The organism is Mucilaginibacter sp. PAMC 26640 (assembly GCA_001596135.1).
Classification (GTDB): Bacteria; Bacteroidota; Bacteroidia; order Sphingobacteriales; family Sphingobacteriaceae; genus Mucilaginibacter.
On the sequence record CP014773.1, the window covers coordinates 5,311,935 to 5,329,861 of the forward strand.

At 43.6% G+C, this 17,927-nt stretch carries 12 protein-coding genes and 1 pseudogene; 6 read left to right on the forward strand and 7 right to left on the reverse strand.

Translation table 11 applies throughout. The features are described 5' to 3' along the window. Positions 1-5: 5 nt before the first annotated feature. From A0256_22985 to A0256_23000, 4 genes are all read left to right on the forward strand, one after another. Positions 6-572, forward strand: a complete 567-nt coding sequence (locus tag A0256_22985) for a potassium-transporting ATPase subunit C (GenBank protein ID AMR34107.1) — start codon at positions 6-8, stop codon at positions 570-572. Between the two features lie 242 nt (positions 573-814). After that, a complete protein-coding gene (locus tag A0256_22990) occupies positions 815-1,870 on the forward strand; it encodes a hypothetical protein (protein ID AMR34108.1) in 1,056 nt (351 codons plus the stop codon). Between the two features lie 146 nt (positions 1,871-2,016). Continuing rightward, positions 2,017-3,150: a histidine kinase gene (locus A0256_22995; protein AMR34658.1), complete on the forward strand. Its 1,134-nt coding sequence runs from the start codon at positions 2,017-2,019 to the stop codon at positions 3,148-3,150. Then, positions 3,147-4,898 (forward strand): PAS domain-containing sensor histidine kinase, encoded by a 1,752-nt coding sequence (locus tag A0256_23000; protein AMR34109.1) that lies wholly within the window; start codon positions 3,147-3,149, stop codon positions 4,896-4,898. Before A0256_22995 ends, A0256_23000 begins: the two co-directional genes overlap by 4 nt. A gap of 162 nt (positions 4,899-5,060) precedes the next feature. Here A0256_23000 and A0256_23005 read toward each other — a convergent pair whose 3' ends face one another. Then, entirely contained in the window at positions 5,061-6,671 is a 1,611-nt protein-coding gene (locus A0256_23005; GenBank protein AMR34110.1) for a hypothetical protein, read from the reverse strand. 173 nt (positions 6,672-6,844) lie between these two features. Further along, on the reverse strand, positions 6,845-7,423 hold the full coding sequence (locus A0256_23010) for an XRE family transcriptional regulator (protein ID AMR34111.1): 579 nt from the start codon (positions 7,421-7,423) through the stop codon (positions 6,845-6,847). Positions 7,424-7,549: 126 nt separating this feature from the next. Between A0256_23010 and A0256_23015 the strand changes: the two genes are divergently transcribed. Continuing rightward, positions 7,550-8,632, forward strand: coding sequence for an acyltransferase (locus A0256_23015; protein AMR34112.1), 1,083 nt, complete (start codon positions 7,550-7,552; stop codon positions 8,630-8,632). A gap of 33 nt (positions 8,633-8,665) precedes the next feature. Here A0256_23015 and A0256_23020 read toward each other — a convergent pair whose 3' ends face one another. The 5 genes from A0256_23020 to A0256_23040 form a co-directional block, all read right to left on the reverse strand. Continuing rightward, positions 8,666-9,481, reverse strand: coding sequence for a hypothetical protein (locus A0256_23020; protein AMR34113.1), 816 nt, complete (start codon positions 9,479-9,481; stop codon positions 8,666-8,668). Position 9,482: 1 nt separating this feature from the next. After that, the gene (locus A0256_23025) at positions 9,483-10,571 is read right to left on the reverse strand and encodes a hypothetical protein (GenBank protein ID AMR34114.1); all 1,089 of its coding nucleotides are present in this window, start codon (positions 10,569-10,571) and stop codon (positions 9,483-9,485) included. 65 nt (positions 10,572-10,636) lie between these two features. Further along, positions 10,637-12,217 carry a hypothetical protein gene (locus A0256_23030; protein AMR34115.1) on the reverse strand — a complete coding sequence of 527 codons (1,581 nt, stop codon included), beginning with the start codon at positions 12,215-12,217 and terminating at the stop codon, positions 10,637-10,639. Between the two features lie 14 nt (positions 12,218-12,231). Further along, positions 12,232-15,507: a SusC/RagA family TonB-linked outer membrane protein gene (locus A0256_23035; protein ID AMR34116.1), complete on the reverse strand. Its 3,276-nt coding sequence runs from the start codon at positions 15,505-15,507 to the stop codon at positions 12,232-12,234. Positions 15,508-15,700: 193 nt separating this feature from the next. Continuing rightward, positions 15,701-16,270, reverse strand: a complete 570-nt coding sequence (locus A0256_23040; GenBank protein ID AMR34117.1) for a phosphohydrolase — start codon at positions 16,268-16,270, stop codon at positions 15,701-15,703. A gap of 406 nt (positions 16,271-16,676) precedes the next feature. On the opposite strand from A0256_23040, the pseudogene A0256_23045 reads away from it, so the two are divergent. Then, positions 16,677-17,927, forward strand: a pseudogene (locus tag A0256_23045) (hypothetical protein).

The window sequence follows — 17,927 nt, forward strand, 5'->3', positions numbered from 1 at the left end:
TTGTTATGAAAACTAATATCATCAAATCCATCCGCTTAACACTGGTACTCATTGTAGTATTATGCGTCATATACCCGGTGCTTATTTCCTTCGCCGGGAAGCTGTCTAAAGGAAACGGCGGTGGTGAAACCATTACCGTAAACGGCAAAGTAGTTGGTTATGCCAACGAAGGCCAAAGCTTTACCCAGCCAAAATACTTCTGGGGCAGGCCATCGGCTGTTGCCTATAATGCAGCAGGTTCTGCGGGCAGCAACAAAGGCCCCAGCAACCCGGATTACCTGAAGGATGTAAGCAGCCGGATAGATACCCTGCTGAAATATCACCCGTACCTTAAACGTAGCGACATTCCGGCTGAAATGGTTACTGCATCGGGTAGCGGGCTGGATCCGGATATTTCACCGGATGCGGCGAAGATCCAAATCAAGAGGGTGGCAGATAACCGTGGCCTTACCGTACAACAGGTAACCGAGCTAGTATCTACACACACCGAAGCGCCGCTGTTAGGCTTATTTGGCCCTGCGAAAGTGAACGTGTTAAAATTGAATGTTGCCCTGGATGGCTTAAAGAGATAAATAAGATGCTCGTCATGCTGAACTTGTTTCAACACCCCACATGCAACGCTGCGACATGCAATTGTCAATTGCATGTGGGCTCCCGAAATAAATTCGGGATGATGAAAATGAATTAAAAAAATAAAACACGTCATGCTGAACTGGTTTCAGCACCCCACACGCAAGGCTGCGACATGCAATTGCCAATTGCATGTGGGATCCCGAAATAAATTCGGGATGATGGATTAACAACAAACATCAACATGAACAAATTTCTAATATCAGCTGCACTTATATTATCAGCAGCTTTCGCAAAAGCACAGGACACTACCAAAACAGTAGCCAACCCATTGGTGATCTACGGATCGGTAGACGCTTACTATAAATATGATTTTTCCGGCTTACGCAATGCGGCCGGCAGCTCCAATATTCCCACCAGCTTTGCCACTGATCAAAATTCAGTTTCATTAGGAATGTTAGATCTGGGTTTAAAGAAAAAAGTCAATAAAGCATCATTTGTAGGGGAACTGTCTTTTGGCCCGCGTGGCGAAGGGCAGTCTATTGCAAATGCTGGCAGCAATGGCCAATCGTTCCATATCCAGAATTTGTACGTGGGATACGACCTTACCGACAAGCTAAACGTTACGGCGGGCTTCATGTCTACATTTGTTGGTTACGAGGTTATATCGCCGGTGGGCAACTTTAACTATTCTACCTCTTACCTTTTCACAAACGGTCCGTTCCAAAACGCAGGATTAAAAGCTACGTACAGCTTTTCAGATAAGTTCAGCCTGATGGCTGGTGTCTTTAACGACACCTGGAATTCCTACTCCTCTGTAAGGGATGTATCTACCTTTGGCGCACAGCTATTCGTAAGCCCGGTAAAAGGCTGGACGGCTTACCTTAACCTGTTAACCGGGCCTATTTCGGGCACTATTGTGGATTTAACCACTGCATACCAAATTACCGATGCCTTCAAACTGGGCTTAAATGGTGCTGATTTTTCCGCATCTGATGCTGTAGGCGGGGGCTTTAAAGGCGCAGCACTTTATCCGCAGTTATCCGTATCAAAAGTGGTAACTTTAGGGTTGCGCGGTGAGTATTTCAAAACCAAAGATGGCGGATTTGTAACGTCCGGCCCACCGGTAGGGAAATCAATTACGGCATTTACCTTAACAGCAAATTTAAAAGCAGGACCGCTAACGGTGATACCGGAAGTAAGGCTGGATAACGGCTCAACCAGCCAGTTCTTAAAAAATAGCGGGGCGGCAACAAAATCTGCCTCACAATTTTTAATAGCCGCGGTGTATGCATTTTAAGTGATTGAATAGTTTATAATTTAGCCAAAGCGAGTGCAAAAAACACCCGCAGATACACAAAGTTGCATGATTAACCACCAGACAACTTTGTGACCTTTTGGCTAAGAAAGCTGCAAATCTCCGCGCACGCTGCGGTAAAAAAATTGATGGAAGAGCAAGAACATAAAGACAACTCTGTAAAAAACTTCATCGAACTGGTGAAGAAAAGCAGGCGCGGTAAGCTGAAGATCTATATCGGCATGAGCGCCGGAGTGGGTAAAACCTACCGGATGCTGCAGGAAGCGCATTCCCTGCTCAAAAACAACATCGATATACAGATAGGTTATATCGAAACCCACAACCGGGCCGAAACACATGCGCTGCTGGCCGGTCTGCCGGTGATTGCCCGCCGTAAAACATTTTACAAAGGCAAAGAGCTGGAAGAAATGGACTTGCAATCTATCCTTAACCGCCATCCTGAGGTTGTGATTGTAGATGAGTTGGCTCACAGCAACATAGAGGGCAGCAAGAATGGCAAACGCTGGCAGGACGTACGGGATATTCTGGAGGCCGGGATCAGCGTGATCACAGCTGTAAACATTCAGCACCTGGAGAGCCTCAATGAGGATATCCAGGACATAACAGGCATTGCTATCACCGAACGTGTGCCGGATAAAGTGTTGGAGATTGCCGATGAAATTGTAAACATAGATTTGACTGCCGATGAACTGATAGACCGGCTGAAGGATGGCAAGATCTACGATAAGGCAAAAGTAGAAACCGCCCTTCAAAATTTCTTTCGCACGGAAAAGATCCTGCAGCTGCGGGAGATAGCGCTAAAGGAAGTGGCCCATCACCTGGAACGGAAGATCAGTGTAGAAGTACCAAAGCAGATCAAACTACGGCCGGAGAAGTTCCTCGCCTGCATCTCGTCTAACGCCGAAACGGCAAAGATAGTGATCCGCAAAACAGCTAGACTGGCTTCCTACTACCGCTCGCCCTGGATCGTATTATATGTACAAAGTAGCGGCGAGAGCTTGGATAAGATCAAACTGGATAAACAAAGACACCTCATCAACAACTTTAAACTGGCAACAGAACTGGGTGCTGAATTGCTAAAAATTAAGAGCGATGCCATTACCCAAACCATTATGAAGGTAGCCGACGAAAAAGAAGTAACCACTATTTGTATCGGCAAGCCGCATTTAAACCTGTGGCAGGTGATACTGAGAACAGCTATATTTAACGAATTGCTCAATAAAATTGCATTAACAGAGACCGACCTGGTCATATTATCATGAAAGTAAAAACCAAACTCCGCTTAGGCTTCGGCTTTTTATTTGTAGTAGTACTATTTTTTGGCGCTACCGCATTGTTCTACATCCGCGATATTTCGGAAAATTCAAAGAACATTCTCAAGAATAATTACGAAACATTAAGCTTTGCCCGCGAAATGCGAACGGTTTTGGATGATAATGATATACCCTTAAGCGCCTCCCCCACTGCAAAATTTAACAGGGAACTGGTAAACCAGGAACACAATATAACCGAACCCGGTGAAAAAGAGTTGACTACTCAGCTGCGCGCTAACTTTGAAGCCCTGCGAAATACATCATCCAGCACAGCTTTAAAGCAACAGTCGCAGCGTAAGATACGGTATGACCTGCGGGAGATAGAGCGGTTAAATATGCAGGGCATCGTTCGCAAGGATAGCAATGCCCGCAAAGCCGTGAGCCGGGCTACCCTTTTCCTGGGGCTGGTAGGCAGCTTTACTTTCTTGGTATTGTTCAGTTTTAGTGTAAACTTCCCAGGTTTTATCGCTAACCCATTACGGGCCTTACTGGATGGGATCCGCGAGATTGGGCAAAAAAACTACAGCGCCCGGTTAAATTTTAACCAGGATGACGAGTTCGCCGAAGTAGCAAATGCCTTTAACCAGATGGCTACACGCTTAAACGAATGGGAAAACAGCAACCTGGCAACGGTTATTTCAGAAAAGAGGCGGATCGAAACCATTATAGAGCAGATGCAGGATGCCATTATAGGTGTTAACGAAAAACAGGAAGTACTATTTATGAACGATGCCGCCCGCAAAACATTGAGCATAAATGATGATAAGGTAATAGGCAAAAACACACAGTCGATGGTTAAAAGTAACGATCTGCTGAAAACTATTTTAACCGATGAGGCATCTATCAAACCTTTTAAGATTGTTCTGGATGGCCGGGAATCCTATTTCCAGCTGCAAACCAGCGACATTGTGGTGCCAAATTTAAACGACCAGGCCGAAACGCTGCGGATAGCCAACCGCTCGGCAGGTAAACTTTTCATCCTCAGAAATATTACCGAATTTAAGGAACGCGACGAAGCAAAAACCAATTTTATCGCCACTATATCGCATGAGTTGAAAACACCGATCTCGTCTATCAAAATGAGCCTTAAGCTCCTTAACGACAAGCGGGTAGGCAGCATAAATACCGAGCAGGAACAACTGATAAATCACATTAAAGATGATAACGATAGGCTGCTGAAGATAACCAGCGAGTTGCTGGAGTTATCGCAGGTAGAAACCGGCAATATCCAGCTTAACTTTGTACCGGTAGACCCGATGCAGATTGTTGACTACGCTGTAACATCGATCAAATTCCAGGCAGAGCAAAAACAAGTGACGCTGGAGATCCAAAAGGATAAGGATTTACCCAAGGTACATGCCGACGTAGAGAAAACTGCCTGGGTACTGGTTAATTTCCTGTCCAACGCCCTACGCTATAGCGCGGAGCGGTCCAAAATCGTGATCCAAATATCTGTGAAAAACATGCAGGTAGAATTTGCAGTAAAAGACTTTGGCAAAGGGATAGAAGAAGCTTACCAAAAACGCCTTTTCGACCGGTATTTCCAGGTGCCTACAGATGGGCAGAACAAGTCCGGATCTGGTTTAGGACTGGCGATATCAAAAGATTTTATAAATGCGCAAGGAGGCACCATTGGCGTGGAGAGCGAAATTGGAGATGGAAGCAGGTTCCATTTTGGCTTACCGGTGGCCGGCTAACCTAGGGTAATTGGGGAGCCCTGGTGGTAGTTGTAGTATGTTCGATGTAAAAAATCTGCGGGTGGCAAACATTAAAAAACACGCAAAAACAGCCCGAACAAGCCCGAACAAGCCCGAACAAAGTACAAACTTCGCAATTGGGGCTTTACAGGTAATAGGGATTTAGTTATCCTGTAAAATGCTATTTGATTTTTTGGTGATCTCTCTGATCACTGTATCTAATTCTGTTGATGACAACCGAAGGAACTGTAAAATTTCATTTCTATCAGTATCGATATCTGCAGTGCCTAGCAAATCGGTAAGCCCCATAATACGGGCCAGGGGAGCTCTTACCAAGTGCGATTGCATCCAGGAGATCTCCCTAAACCGTTTGTTTTGCTCCTCTATAGTTTTCAAATAGCGTTTACTGTCTGTAGTATCCCTGCCGGATATACAAATCCCGCAAACCAGGCTATTTTCATAAACTGGCGTAACCGTAAAATCCACGTAGGTAATTTCTCCAAGGGAATTGGTATATGTTCTGCCATATTTGATCACCTCTCCGTTGTACACCTGCTGTAATATCCCCCTGAAAGAATCATAATTCGACCGCTGTACAAAATCAAAAACCAGCCTGTCCGGTTCAAAATGCAGGTCTATTTCATTTAATCTTACGAAATTATTGGCATTGGCATTATATGCTTTTACCCGGTAATTTCCATCTAATAATACAAAGCCATCAACACTACTCTCAAAAATAGCCCGCAAGTTGCTTTCCGATTGCCTTATTTTAAGACCAACCTCAAAAATCTCCATCTCGTTGATTAGCTGCGCAGTAATATCGGTGGCTAAAACAAGCCTAACGCTGCGCCCATCTAAATTGAGCATATTACTTTCAATGCTGACATAAATAATTTCGCCATTCTTTTTTGTATGCTGTGCTTTACCACTATAAAAATCTCCCGAAAGCTTGTTTTTTTCTACAATCTGTTCCACATCGGCAACAAACTCAGGAGGGCGGATATCTTTAATCGTCATCGATAAAAACTCCTCTTTGTTATAGCCGTAGTTTTTAATAGCGGCTCCGTTAACTTCTAAAAAACTAAGTGAGGTAGTATCGAAAAGCCACATCGGAATTGGGCTTTTTTCGAAGATGCTTTTGTAGCGTTCCTGCAGCTGGTCTTTATGAAGGATGATATCATACAAGCTTTTAAAAACATAGTTGATCAGCGCCACCAATACCAGGCTTAAAAAAATTAAGTTAGAGCTGCAAACCAGCCAGCTGGCAGGCGAATGCATTTTGATCAGGGTGGAATTAAATAATCGATAGTGAATTACAGCCGAAAAGAAGATCAGTATAAGAGCGTTAATTAAAATGGTTTTGTAGGCATAACTTACCGGAAATATGAGCGCGGATAATATAGTTATGGCGAAGAGATAAAAAACGCCAGGGCCAACGTACCCAACCAAATCGATCAAAACGATGGCCAAAATGTAGACAGTGCCTATAATTATAAATTTCCTGAGTTTAATAGCGATGCGGGCAAATGTTGCAAAAACGATGAGTAAAAAACTAAGGATATCAATAATGGCAATAAGCGGTAGCCCGGCTTTCAACGATAAGATGACGCCCGGAATGAGTGCTATAAGACTAAAAGGTGAGCAGTATTTTAAAAACACAAAGAAAAGCCTGTCGTGCCAGTAGGCCAGCGACTCGTGTTCGTCAATGATATCAGCAAAGGGCTCGCCGGCTATTGCGGATTCGTATTTAACTAACCACTTATCCATCAACATAGTTACCTGTAATTATTTGCTCAGTTTAGATTTACAATATCATAAAGCTAAGCAAACCAATTAATAACTAGTACAATAATTGCTTAATAATAAACAAACGACAATAACTTTGCTGTAAAGGATATTATAGGTATAAATGGCCTTCCAAACTAATCTTGCTAACTTCTAGGGCCCTACCCTTTGTCTTCGAAAAAATAAATAACCAGCATGCTTGCTTTTGCTGTTCCGCTGTTTTTTGGGGTATGGGGCATTCGGCCGTCAAACAGCATCGAGTCGCCTTGGTGCAGCGTATGTGTCTGCTCACCAAAAACGTATTCAATTGTGCCTTGCAAAATATATTTGTATTCGTAGGCTTCTGTTTCTACCTGCGGGCGGCTTGCATTCGGTTCCAGTTCCAATATAACAATATCAACCGTGGAGTTTTTAATAGATTGCGTAAAAACGCGCTGGTAATGAAAACCACTGGCATCTTCTTTCTCAAAATGCTCATATTCCTCTTTCCGGCGAATTATCAGTGGGAAATGGTTCCCGGCAGCATGTATGTCTTTAAAAAATACATTCATATCAATTTCCAGCGCTTTAATAATATCTATCAAAACAATCAGCGAAGGAATTGTACGGCTGTTCTCTATCTGCGAAATAAGGCCCTTACTTACATTAGCTCTGGTGGCTAGTTCCTGTACCGTAATATTTTTTTCGCGGCGGCGATCTTTTATCCGGTTACTGATCTGTATCAGTACATCATCTTCCATTATAATCCAGTTGGTTTAGCAGTGGGCAAAGTAGATAAATATATTAAATGAGGCAAGGTATTTAGCTTTAATTAACATTTTAAGAATAGGGCAAGTGAAAAATTTGCCCTATTTTGCAACAAGCTTATGACCCAAACAGATACCGCCCAACTGAAAAGCAAACAACATTTCGATATTCTCGACGGACTGAGGGGCGTTGCCGCCCTGGCTGTGGTAACCTTTCATTTTATGGAAGTGGTGTACACGCCCGACCGGAACTTTATTGGTCATGGTTTTTTGGCGGTCGATTTTTTTTTCTGCCTTTCGGGGTTTGTTATCGGCTATGCTTACGATGACAGGATTGGCAAAATAGGCATACTGGAGTTTTTAAAATCCCGGCTCATCCGTTTGCATCCACTGGTGGTTCTAGGGTCGGTGCTGGGTTTGCTGTCCTTTTTGTTCGATCCGTTTGGCAATCAAGCCGCAGCTTACAGCGCAGGTAAATTGGCTGTGTTTTTTATCACTTCCGTTTTGTTGATTCCCTACCCCCAAATGCCGGAGCGTTATTTTAACTTGTTTAATTTAAATGCACCGGCCTGGTCGCTGTTTTGGGAATATGTAGCAAACGTGGTATATGCTTTACTCATATGGCGGGTTAATCGTAATTTGCTACTCGTTTTAACCATGCTTTCGGCAATAGCGGTATTTTTTGTTGCCTACCGTGCGGGTTCCATCCTTGGTGGGTGGGACGGCAAAAGCTTTTGGGACGGTTGCGCGCGGATCTGTTACTCCTTCTTGGCTGGCTTGTTTGTCTATCGGTCCAACTGGATCATTAAAAATAAGATCGGATTTATTGGGCTGGCTATACTGCTATTTTTAACCTTCGTGATGCCTTTTTCCAGGTTTAACTGGCTCACCGAACCAATAGTAGTGGTGCTTTATTTCCCCTTGCTTATTTCACTTGGTGCGGGTGCCGTACTATCGCCGGGCTTAAAAAAACTTTGTGTATTTGCAGGTAATATCTCCTACCCTTTGTATATGACGCACTACGCCGTAATATGGGCATTTGCCAATTACTACGCTATCTATAAACCATTACCGGGTCAACTGGCAATTATCATCGGCGTAAGCCTGGTGCTGTTGGTGGCGCTGGCCTGGTTGGTAATGGTGTTGTTTGATATGCCGATAAGAAAATACTTAACCGATAGGCGCAAACAAGCGCTCAAATAAAAAAAACGACCGGTATTAGCGGTCGTTCTTTATTCATCTCAATTTTTTCTCTTTCAAATATTTGACCAATGCCGCAGGGTGATCAGTCTGCAATCCTGTGAGCCCTTTTTGCAGCGCTTTGTCCCAATCGGCGGGGCCTTCGCCAGCGCTTTGAATATCGGGCCAAACCGGCGCATTTAAGCTACTTGCCAATCCCAGCATTTCTTTTGTGTAGTTATTATAGCTGCCATCCAGCAAATCGGGGTGATAATGATCTATAAACCCCTGCATGCCCGCCACGCTCTTGACCGTATCAGGCAAACTAAGCATCAGCGGCATTTTGGGAGCCACTTTTCGCCAGCCAATCATTTGCGCTTCGCTGTTGATATACACCAGCACCTGTTTTTCCATACCGTAGGCTTTTATCATTTGATAAGCCGCAGCCGGATCGGCATTTTTAAAATCAAGATAGATATTGATCTTATTTTTGCAGAGCCTCAGGATCTCCTTAAAGGTTGGAATGGTATAAGTTTGGGTGGAAGCAGTATCGCGACTTTTAATTTTGAGCGCGAGCAGTTCGGTAAGCGTAAAGTTGTTCAGTGGCCCTTTTGCCCCGGTCATCCGGTTTACGTTACCATCGTGCATACTCACTAACTGGCTGTCCCTGGTTGTTCGCAGATCAATCTCGATGTAATCACACTCATTTTTTATTGCTTCGCGATAGGCTTCCAGCGTATTCTCGGGATAGATAACATGATCGCCCCGGTGAGCTATTACAATAAATTTATGCTTAGCCACCGGCACCGGGTTGGGTGTATAACCATGCCAGATGCCGGCAAATACCGCTGCTTTAATGATTAATAAGCGCATATTACTTGATCACCGTTTTAATCGCATCGCCAACCTCATGGCCTGCATTCGCTTTGAAATCAAAGCCCAGCAGTTGCGCCATAGTTTGCGCTAATTGTTTGTGGTAGGTGATCACCGGCGATTTCATTTCGCCTGCCGGAGCGGTATCCGGACCAATCACTGCAAACCAGGTTTGCTCGGAACCAACCACGTCTGAACCGTGATCGCGCCATTTATCGAGTGGCACTTCACCTCGGCCATGATCGCAAGTGATGAGCAAGGTAGTATTATCTTTATAAAAAGGATCCGCTTGTACCATATCCCAAAGTGATTTGATGTAGCCATCTTCCTGTTTAGCCCTATCCAAATAGAATTTATAATTACCCGCGTGCGCCATATCATCGGTTTCGTCAAAAGCCATGTACAATACGCGTGGTTTGTACTGCTTAATATATTCCTTGCTGAATTCATAGGTAATAAAATCTAAACGGGTAGAATCGCCCAGGTATGGCGGCACATTGTGCTGCAACTCGTTCAGGTATTTTAAGCGCGGGTTGGCATCTGTATTTTTGAGATCAGCATAACCTGAGTAGACCGGCACACCGGACCGGTGCATGTTCAGGATCTGCGGAAAACGCTCCCATGATGAAAAGGCGATCACCTTGCCTGCAAACCCTTTTTGCTTGTTGATGTACTCCAGCACGTTCATGTTTGGGTTGGTGATAGCGTCATTGGTATTCATCCGGGGATCAGGGAAACCGGTAAAGATCTCGTTATAGCCCGGGTACGAAAAATGGTAGGGGTTGCTCAGCTCATCCTTACTTCCAGCATCGCGGTTACCGTAAAGCTGCCCCTGCTTGTTTATAACCGACCATAAGAACGGAAACAGGATCTGGCGACGTTCGTTGGGAGTTGCCGCCCAGTATTTTTTCTTCACCTCGTCTTTATCACTGGTAAAGCTGGAGTTGATAAGGGTTGAATCCGCGCCGCGGTAAACCTCCTGCCAGCGCATTCCATCAAGCGTAACAATGATGAGGTTTTTGGTTTTCCGCTGGGCTAGTGCGGGCGTTACCGCCAATGCTGCAAACAGTACAAATAATAACTTTTTCATAGCAAAATAAAGTTTAAACAAAGAGGGCCGCTATTGCTAACGGCCCTGCTTTACAATTATATAGATTATTTAAGTATGTACATCACACCGTTTATATCATCATTACCGCCATACTGGCTTTGTAATGCTTTGTTATAATTATCAGTGTTTGAAGTACGCTCTGATGATGGATATTGGAAGCGTTGGGCAATACGGCCACCGTTACCAGTACCCGGGCCAGTTGTAAAGGCCGGCACACCAGTTCTGCGATAGGTGAAATATGGCTCCAGACCCGATTGACGGAATTGCGCCAGGTATTTCTGCTGCAGAATTTTGGTTAAACCTGCTGCATCAGCAGTGTATTTAACACCAGACTGATTGTAGTAAGTATTCCAGTCTACACTGATAGGGTAAGTATCATAGTTGGCAATGTTTGCCGTGCTTGTAGAACCTGGGCGGTAAAAATAAGCGGTAAAGGTACCGGTACCTGTCGGGATGCCATAATAAGCAAATGATGCCTGGATACCTTTGGTGTAATACGCTTCCGCATCGCCCGCTACCCAGCCGCGGTTAATACCTTCAGCAATGTTAAACATTAATTCAGCATAGCCAATTTGGATGCTTGGCTCACCTGTGTAGGTTGAGTAAAAACGTTTACGGTTAATGAAAGAGTATTTCTGCAACGCTGCATTGTTATACATCACACCCAAATCCAAACCTGGGTCTGCGCCAACGAATGATGAAAACGCAGTAGCGCTCTGTTTTAAGTTATCCACGTTATCGCGGGCAGGCTCAGCGGTAACAAATACACGCGGATCTTTCAGGCTGGTAAGCAAACCAATATAAGTAGCAGACGAGTTTTGGCGACCACCGTTCTGTCCAAAGTTATCCGGGTTTTGCGGGTAGTAGTTGCTTGGCGCAACAAAGGTAAATTGCAGGTTATCATCTGCGCTTTGCATAACCGGGTATTTGGTAGGATTGTTCACAATGGCAGCAAATTGGCTCACCACACCCAAATCAGCATCACCGGTTTTTTTGCTCAACTCCAGTAATAAGCGGATGTGGAAAGTATTGATCACTTTACGCCATTTGGTTAAATCACCATTCAAATAAATGTCACCTGTCAAAGTGCTTCCGCCGGTAGCTATTACCGCAGTCATATCGGTATTGGCTTCTTCTAACCAAGTTAAAGATTGTTTCATTACATCCTTCTGGGCATCATAAGCTGGGGTTAAATTTGTTAGCCCTTTAAGTGCGTTGGTCATAGGGATATCACCCATTTCCAAACTCATTTTACTAAAGAAATAAGCTCTGAAAAATTTGCCAACTGCACTATATTGGTTTACGGCAGGCAAACCGGCTTTCGTAGCCTGATCTTCCATAGCTAATACGTTTTTCAGGGTAGCATAGTAGTTATCGCCACCACCAAAATCGTAACGGTTATTCCCGTAATAATCGTAATTGTAAATATAGTACTGGGCGTAGATTTCGCTTTCATTATCCGGATAATCAACCATACTGTTCAAAATACCATTAAATAAAAGCGATGCCGGTACACTGGTAGGTACGTTGGTATTTACGGTAAGCTCCTCGAAGCTTTTTTTACAACTGCTCACCACCAATAACATACATATGGGCAGTAAGTAAAATTTAAATATCTTTTTCATATAAATCCTTGTAATTAGAATGATAAATTCAGGTTAAAGCCATAGCTGCGAACGGTTGGCGATTGCAATACCGTTTGTGCAACAGCACCATTGTACTGGTCCAGATCCACATCTTTAAAGCGTTTATCTTTGTAGAAGTACAACAGGTTACGGCCGTAAAGTGATGCGGAGATCTTTTGGATAAAGCTCTTCTCTAACCATTTTTTAGGCACATCATAAGAGAAGGTAACCTCGCGCAGTTTGGAGAAGGTTTTGCTCATCAGGTTACTTTCATCAACGTTGTAATATTTACTTACGTAATCCTGTACAAAAGCTGTTTTGGTATTCGGTGTAAACTGTAAAGCGCTGTAGTTTAATATAGCACCGGTTTTTGAATCGTAGTTGATTGCTGCACCGTTTGAGATAACAACACCGGAACCAACGTAGCTACCATTATAAGTAGTTACGCCGAAGTTTTGCCAATCTTTGTAACGGGCATCACCCAACGCGCCGGTAGCAGTTTCGATATTGGCACCACCACGCATGGTTTTATTGTGCATATAATCGATGATTACACCACCTACCGAACCATCAAATTGGAAACCCATGCTGAAGCTTTTGTAACGGATCTTATTGTAAACACTCCAGCTGTATTTTGCATTTTCGTTACCCAAAAACTGGTTACCGATAGACAATGGTTTGCCGGCAGCATCATTAATGATCTGGCCATCTTGCGTCCTCACAAATTTGCTTCCGTATAATTTATCGGTACGGTCGCCTGCATAGAAGTTGGTATTGTAAACATCCTGGCCCGGAGGCAGTTCTTTAAATACTTCTTTGTTGGTAGCAACGTTTACCAGGATATTCCAGGTAAAGCCACTCATATCCCTTATCGGTGTACCTTCTATCGAACCTTCATAACCTGTTCTTTTGGTTTTTAAGGCATTCAGATATAAAATAGTATATCCTGTTGAAGTGGAGATAGGGTTAGCCAAAACACGCGGACCATCGATGTATTGAAAAGCTGTACCGCTAAATCCTAAGCGATTTTGCAGGAATTTAATGTCGATACCTTCCTCATAGTTCAAACGTTTTAAGGTTACTATGTTTTGCTGATACAGGTTATTGGTAGCATAACCTGCAGCCTGGCCATTGTATGGTTTGTTGATATTGTAAGATGTATTCAAAGAATAGTCTGGACCATTATACGGTGATGTATAAGTTGAACCGTAACCAAGCGGGTTATTGAATAATGATGCACCCGTACTGCCACCAAAAGCGGTGATAGAGCTAAACGGAGCAGGGCCGATGGTTGAACTGGAAGCATCAGTACGGATGCTTGCGAATGAACCACGTGCTTTCAGGAAAGAGATCACTTCAGGCATTTTGATATAATCTGATATCACTGTTGCTAATGAAGCGCTTGGATAATAATAAGTGGTAGGATGTTGGAAAGCACTTGATTTATCGCTACGGAAAGTACCGGATAACGTTGCGTACTTGCCAAATGATGCATCCAAAGAGCCGTAGTAGCTAAACACCCGCTCGGCAGAATTGAAACTGGTAGCCTGGATAGGGTTTTTAGAGTTACTGAAAGAATAAACTTCCGGCACGTTCAGGTAATCTGTAGATGCCCAGTTGCTGTTATAACTAAAGCTACGGTAATTAGAACCCACTAAACCCGATAAGTTCAGAAAGTTTTTAATAGTGTAGTTATAGTTTAAGAATAGTTGCGTGTTGTTATCAAACAGGTCACGGCGATCTTCGCGGTAATCACCCTGGTTACCTTCACGGCCGTAGGGGTGAGCCGAGTATGGCAAACTTTCGGTACGCAGAATGTTGTAGGTATTGATAGAAGATTTTAAGGTAACATCTAAATTGTTATTAAGCTTGTAGTTACCGCTTAAATAACCATAAGTATCATTTTTGTAATGACCCCTGGTCCATTTTTGAGTTAGCAGATAAGGGTTGTGGTAACGCTGATACTCAGCAAACTGCGATTGAACGCCGGTTTTACCAGGCTGCCAAATGGCTTTGATATCCGGTGCGTTAACATCCCAGTCGGCACCTGTCCATACAGCAATATTGTAAATGATACTGTTTGGCCCGTATTGTACATCCGGGAAATTATCTGTGCTCTGTCTGTTAAAGTTTACGTTACCCTCAAATTTTAGTTTTGTAGTTGGGTTGAACGAAGCATACAAATTGGCGTTAGCAATATTCAAATACTGCGAAGGGATATAGCTGGTTTGGTGTTGTTGTGAAACCGACAAGCGGGTTACATAGTTATCACCCACAGCGCCTAATGCAATGTTATTGTTGGTTTGATAACCGGTTTGTAAAAAGTTTTTCAGGTTATCTTTACCACGGGCCAACCATGGGGTACCCTGCCTAACACCGTTTATAACCGGGCTATCATACTGCGGGATCAGCTGACCGTTGAAGTAAGGGCCCCAAACGTCATAATCACCATCTACACCACCCGGTGCACCACCTTTACCATCAACAAATTGGTAGTAAGTATTCTCACCAGGTCCGTATGTGTTTTGGGTACGCGGAAAAGCCAGGAAGCCTGAATTAGCAACCGTGCTCGTATTGAAATCAACAGTAAGACCTTTTTTGTTCTTGTCACCTTTTTTGGTGGTAATTAAAATAGCACCATAAGAAGCACGGTTTCCGTAAAGGGCTGCGGCAGCAGGGCCTTTCAATACGGTGTAAGTTTCGATATCATCCGGGCTGATATTGTAGGTATCGGTATTGATTGGGATACCATCCACCACATAAAGTGATACCTGGTTACCACGAATCAATACGTTAGGGTTACCTAATAACTCGGCAGACGGGCCAACCGATACACCTGCCACTTTACCGATCAAACCGGTAATAGGGTTAGGATCGCGGGCGGTGGTTAAGGCATCACCTTTTACCGTTTGAATAGCGTAACCGATACGGCGCGCATCTTTTTTAACACCAAGGGCGGTTACTACTACCTCTCTCAGCGCCTTGCTATCGCCGGCAAGCGTTACATTAATACTGGTTGTTGTACCAACGGTAACTTCCCTATCGGCAAAACCAATAAAACGGAAAGTAAGCACCGCACCCTGGCGTGCGTTGATGGCAAACTTACCATCAATATCTGTAATGGTACCCTGGGTGGTACCTTTTAACATTACGCTCACGCCCGCTAGGGGCTGGCGTTGTTCATCGTTAACAATACCTGATATTTTTGTTTGGGCAAACAAAAATAGCGGGGAGAGGCAGCACATCATTATAATGGCGAGCCGTTTAAAGTTGGGGTAAAATTGTTCCATTTGCTAAAAACTTAGTGAAAGATTACTGGATTAATTATTCAGCAATACTAAACTTTGTTTATTATTTGTAAACTAATTTTACATTAAGGAAACTTTAAGAGTATGTGTACTTAAAATTAAGTGACAAGTGAGATGGTAACTCAAATTTGACATCTGCATAATACTGACTTAACATGGTTTAGTTGAGGGCCAACTAGTTATGCTGCAGATGCTTTAAAGCAATCGCTTTTAAAAAGGCAATATTATCAACCGCAATATTTTGCAGTTTGGCTTCATCGTCCCAGTAACGCATTCTAACGATCAAATCTGCATCGGGATGGTTTTCAAATTCCGCAGCCTCGGCAGCACTCATTACTCCGCCCTGGAAGTTGAGTGTTACCCTGCTAGCGGGTGAAAGCTTTTCATAATACTCCGGATGCTTAAAAGTAAGGTAGCGCTTGGCAATCACATGGCCATTCACCAAGTTGGCCAGCCGGTGAGAAAAACCGCGACTGATCAGATATTCGGCCCCTAACTTCTCATGATCTACGTTGCCCATACCGTCCATACTTTCAGAACTTGCGCAAAGATGGCCGATATCGTGAAAGAACGCAGCCAGTATCACTTCATCATCATATCCCTCTGCTTGGGCCAGCGCAGCAGCCTGCGACATATGCTCCAGCTGAGAAACCGGCTCGCCAATATAGTCGTCATCGCCATGCCGTTCATACAAAGCAAAAACTTCGACTACGATTTCTTCAGGCTGGTGTAAGGATGATGGCATAGGGGCATTAAATTTATATCAAAGAAAAGCGTTTTAATGTTATCATAAAATTAAGTATTTATGATAAAATCTACATCGGCTAATTCTGATGTATATTACACAAATAATTGAAGTTAAAAATTTCTTAACACAAAATTAGTTTAATTTTAATAAACAAAGTTTAATATTGCTAAACATTTATTTTCAATGGTTCATAAGTGTTGAGGTGCAAAGTAGTCGACTAAGTTCAGCTGCGTTTCGCTGCTTGACCTGTATTCGTTCTGCGAAAAAAGGATAAAAAAATTACTAGGCTTGCTCCAGGATCCCCCTCCTAACCTAACAGAGAGGGATTGCAAGAGCGTGAACCGCCAAGAGAAATACACGGAATTAAAACATATGCGTTTTACTCAATATATTAACTAATATTATGGCGCTAACAGCCAAATTAAGAATACAAACTGCACGATTGCCTTATTGGCTGGTGTCTGTTTTAGCAGCTGTTGCGGCCTTTGGCGCCTATACCTCCATGTATGCTTTCAGGAAGGCATTTGCGGCTGGTACCTATCCCGGCCAGCAATTTTTACATATCGACTATAAAGTATGGCTTGTTATTGCGCAGATCATCGGTTACACGCTCAGTAAGTTCTATGGTATCCGTTTTATTGCCGAAGTAAAAGGTGCCAAACGCGGTGTAACCATACTCCTGCTGGTTGGCATATCCTGGCTGGCACTGCTGGGTTTTGCCCTGATACCAGCACCTTATAATATTATCTGTTTATTCATCAATGGCTTTCCGCTTGGTTTGATCTGGGGATTGGTATTCGGTTATCTTGAGGGCCGCAGGTCTACCGAGTTTATGGCGGCGGTGTTATCCATTAGTCTGATATTTGGTTCGGGTTTTGTTAAAACGATCGGCCAAACGCTTATTCATGTTTACCATATCAGCGAATACAATATGCCCTTTATAACTGGTGGACTATTCGCCATTCCCCTTATATTGTTTGTTTGTATGCTGGAGTTGATGCCTCCGCAAACTGCCGAAGATAAGCTGGCCCGTACCGAACGCGCGCCCATGAACGCACAGGAGCGTAAGCAATTTATCATGCGTTTTTTGCCGGGAATTATATTAACACTGGTTATTTATGTGCTGCTCACCATAATGCGCGATATCCGCGATAATTTCGAAGTAGAGATCTGGAACAGTCTCGGTATAAAAGACCGCACCATCTACACTAAAATAGATACAAAGATCTCCATTATCGTATTGGTGGCTATGAGTTTGCTCATCCTTGTGCGTAAAAATTTACGCGCGTTTAGTATCATCCACTTGTTTATTATTGGCGGCTGTGTGCTGGTGGGCGCATCCACCCTAATGTTCTCGCTAAAAATGATTGGCCCGGTGAGCTGGATGACGATGGCAGGCCTTGGGCTGTACCTGGGTTATGTGCCCTATAACGCTATATTTTTCGAACGGATGATCGCTACCTTTCATTATAAAAGCAATGTAGGATTTGTAATGTACGTAGCCGACTCGATGGGCTACCTCGGCAGCGTAAGCATATTGCTGATCAAAGAATTTGGCCGCCCCAATATCAGCTGGGGCACCTTTTTTAAAGAAGGTGTAATGATAGTTGCCATAGTTGGCGGCATTTGCGGCATTTTATCATTAATATATTTT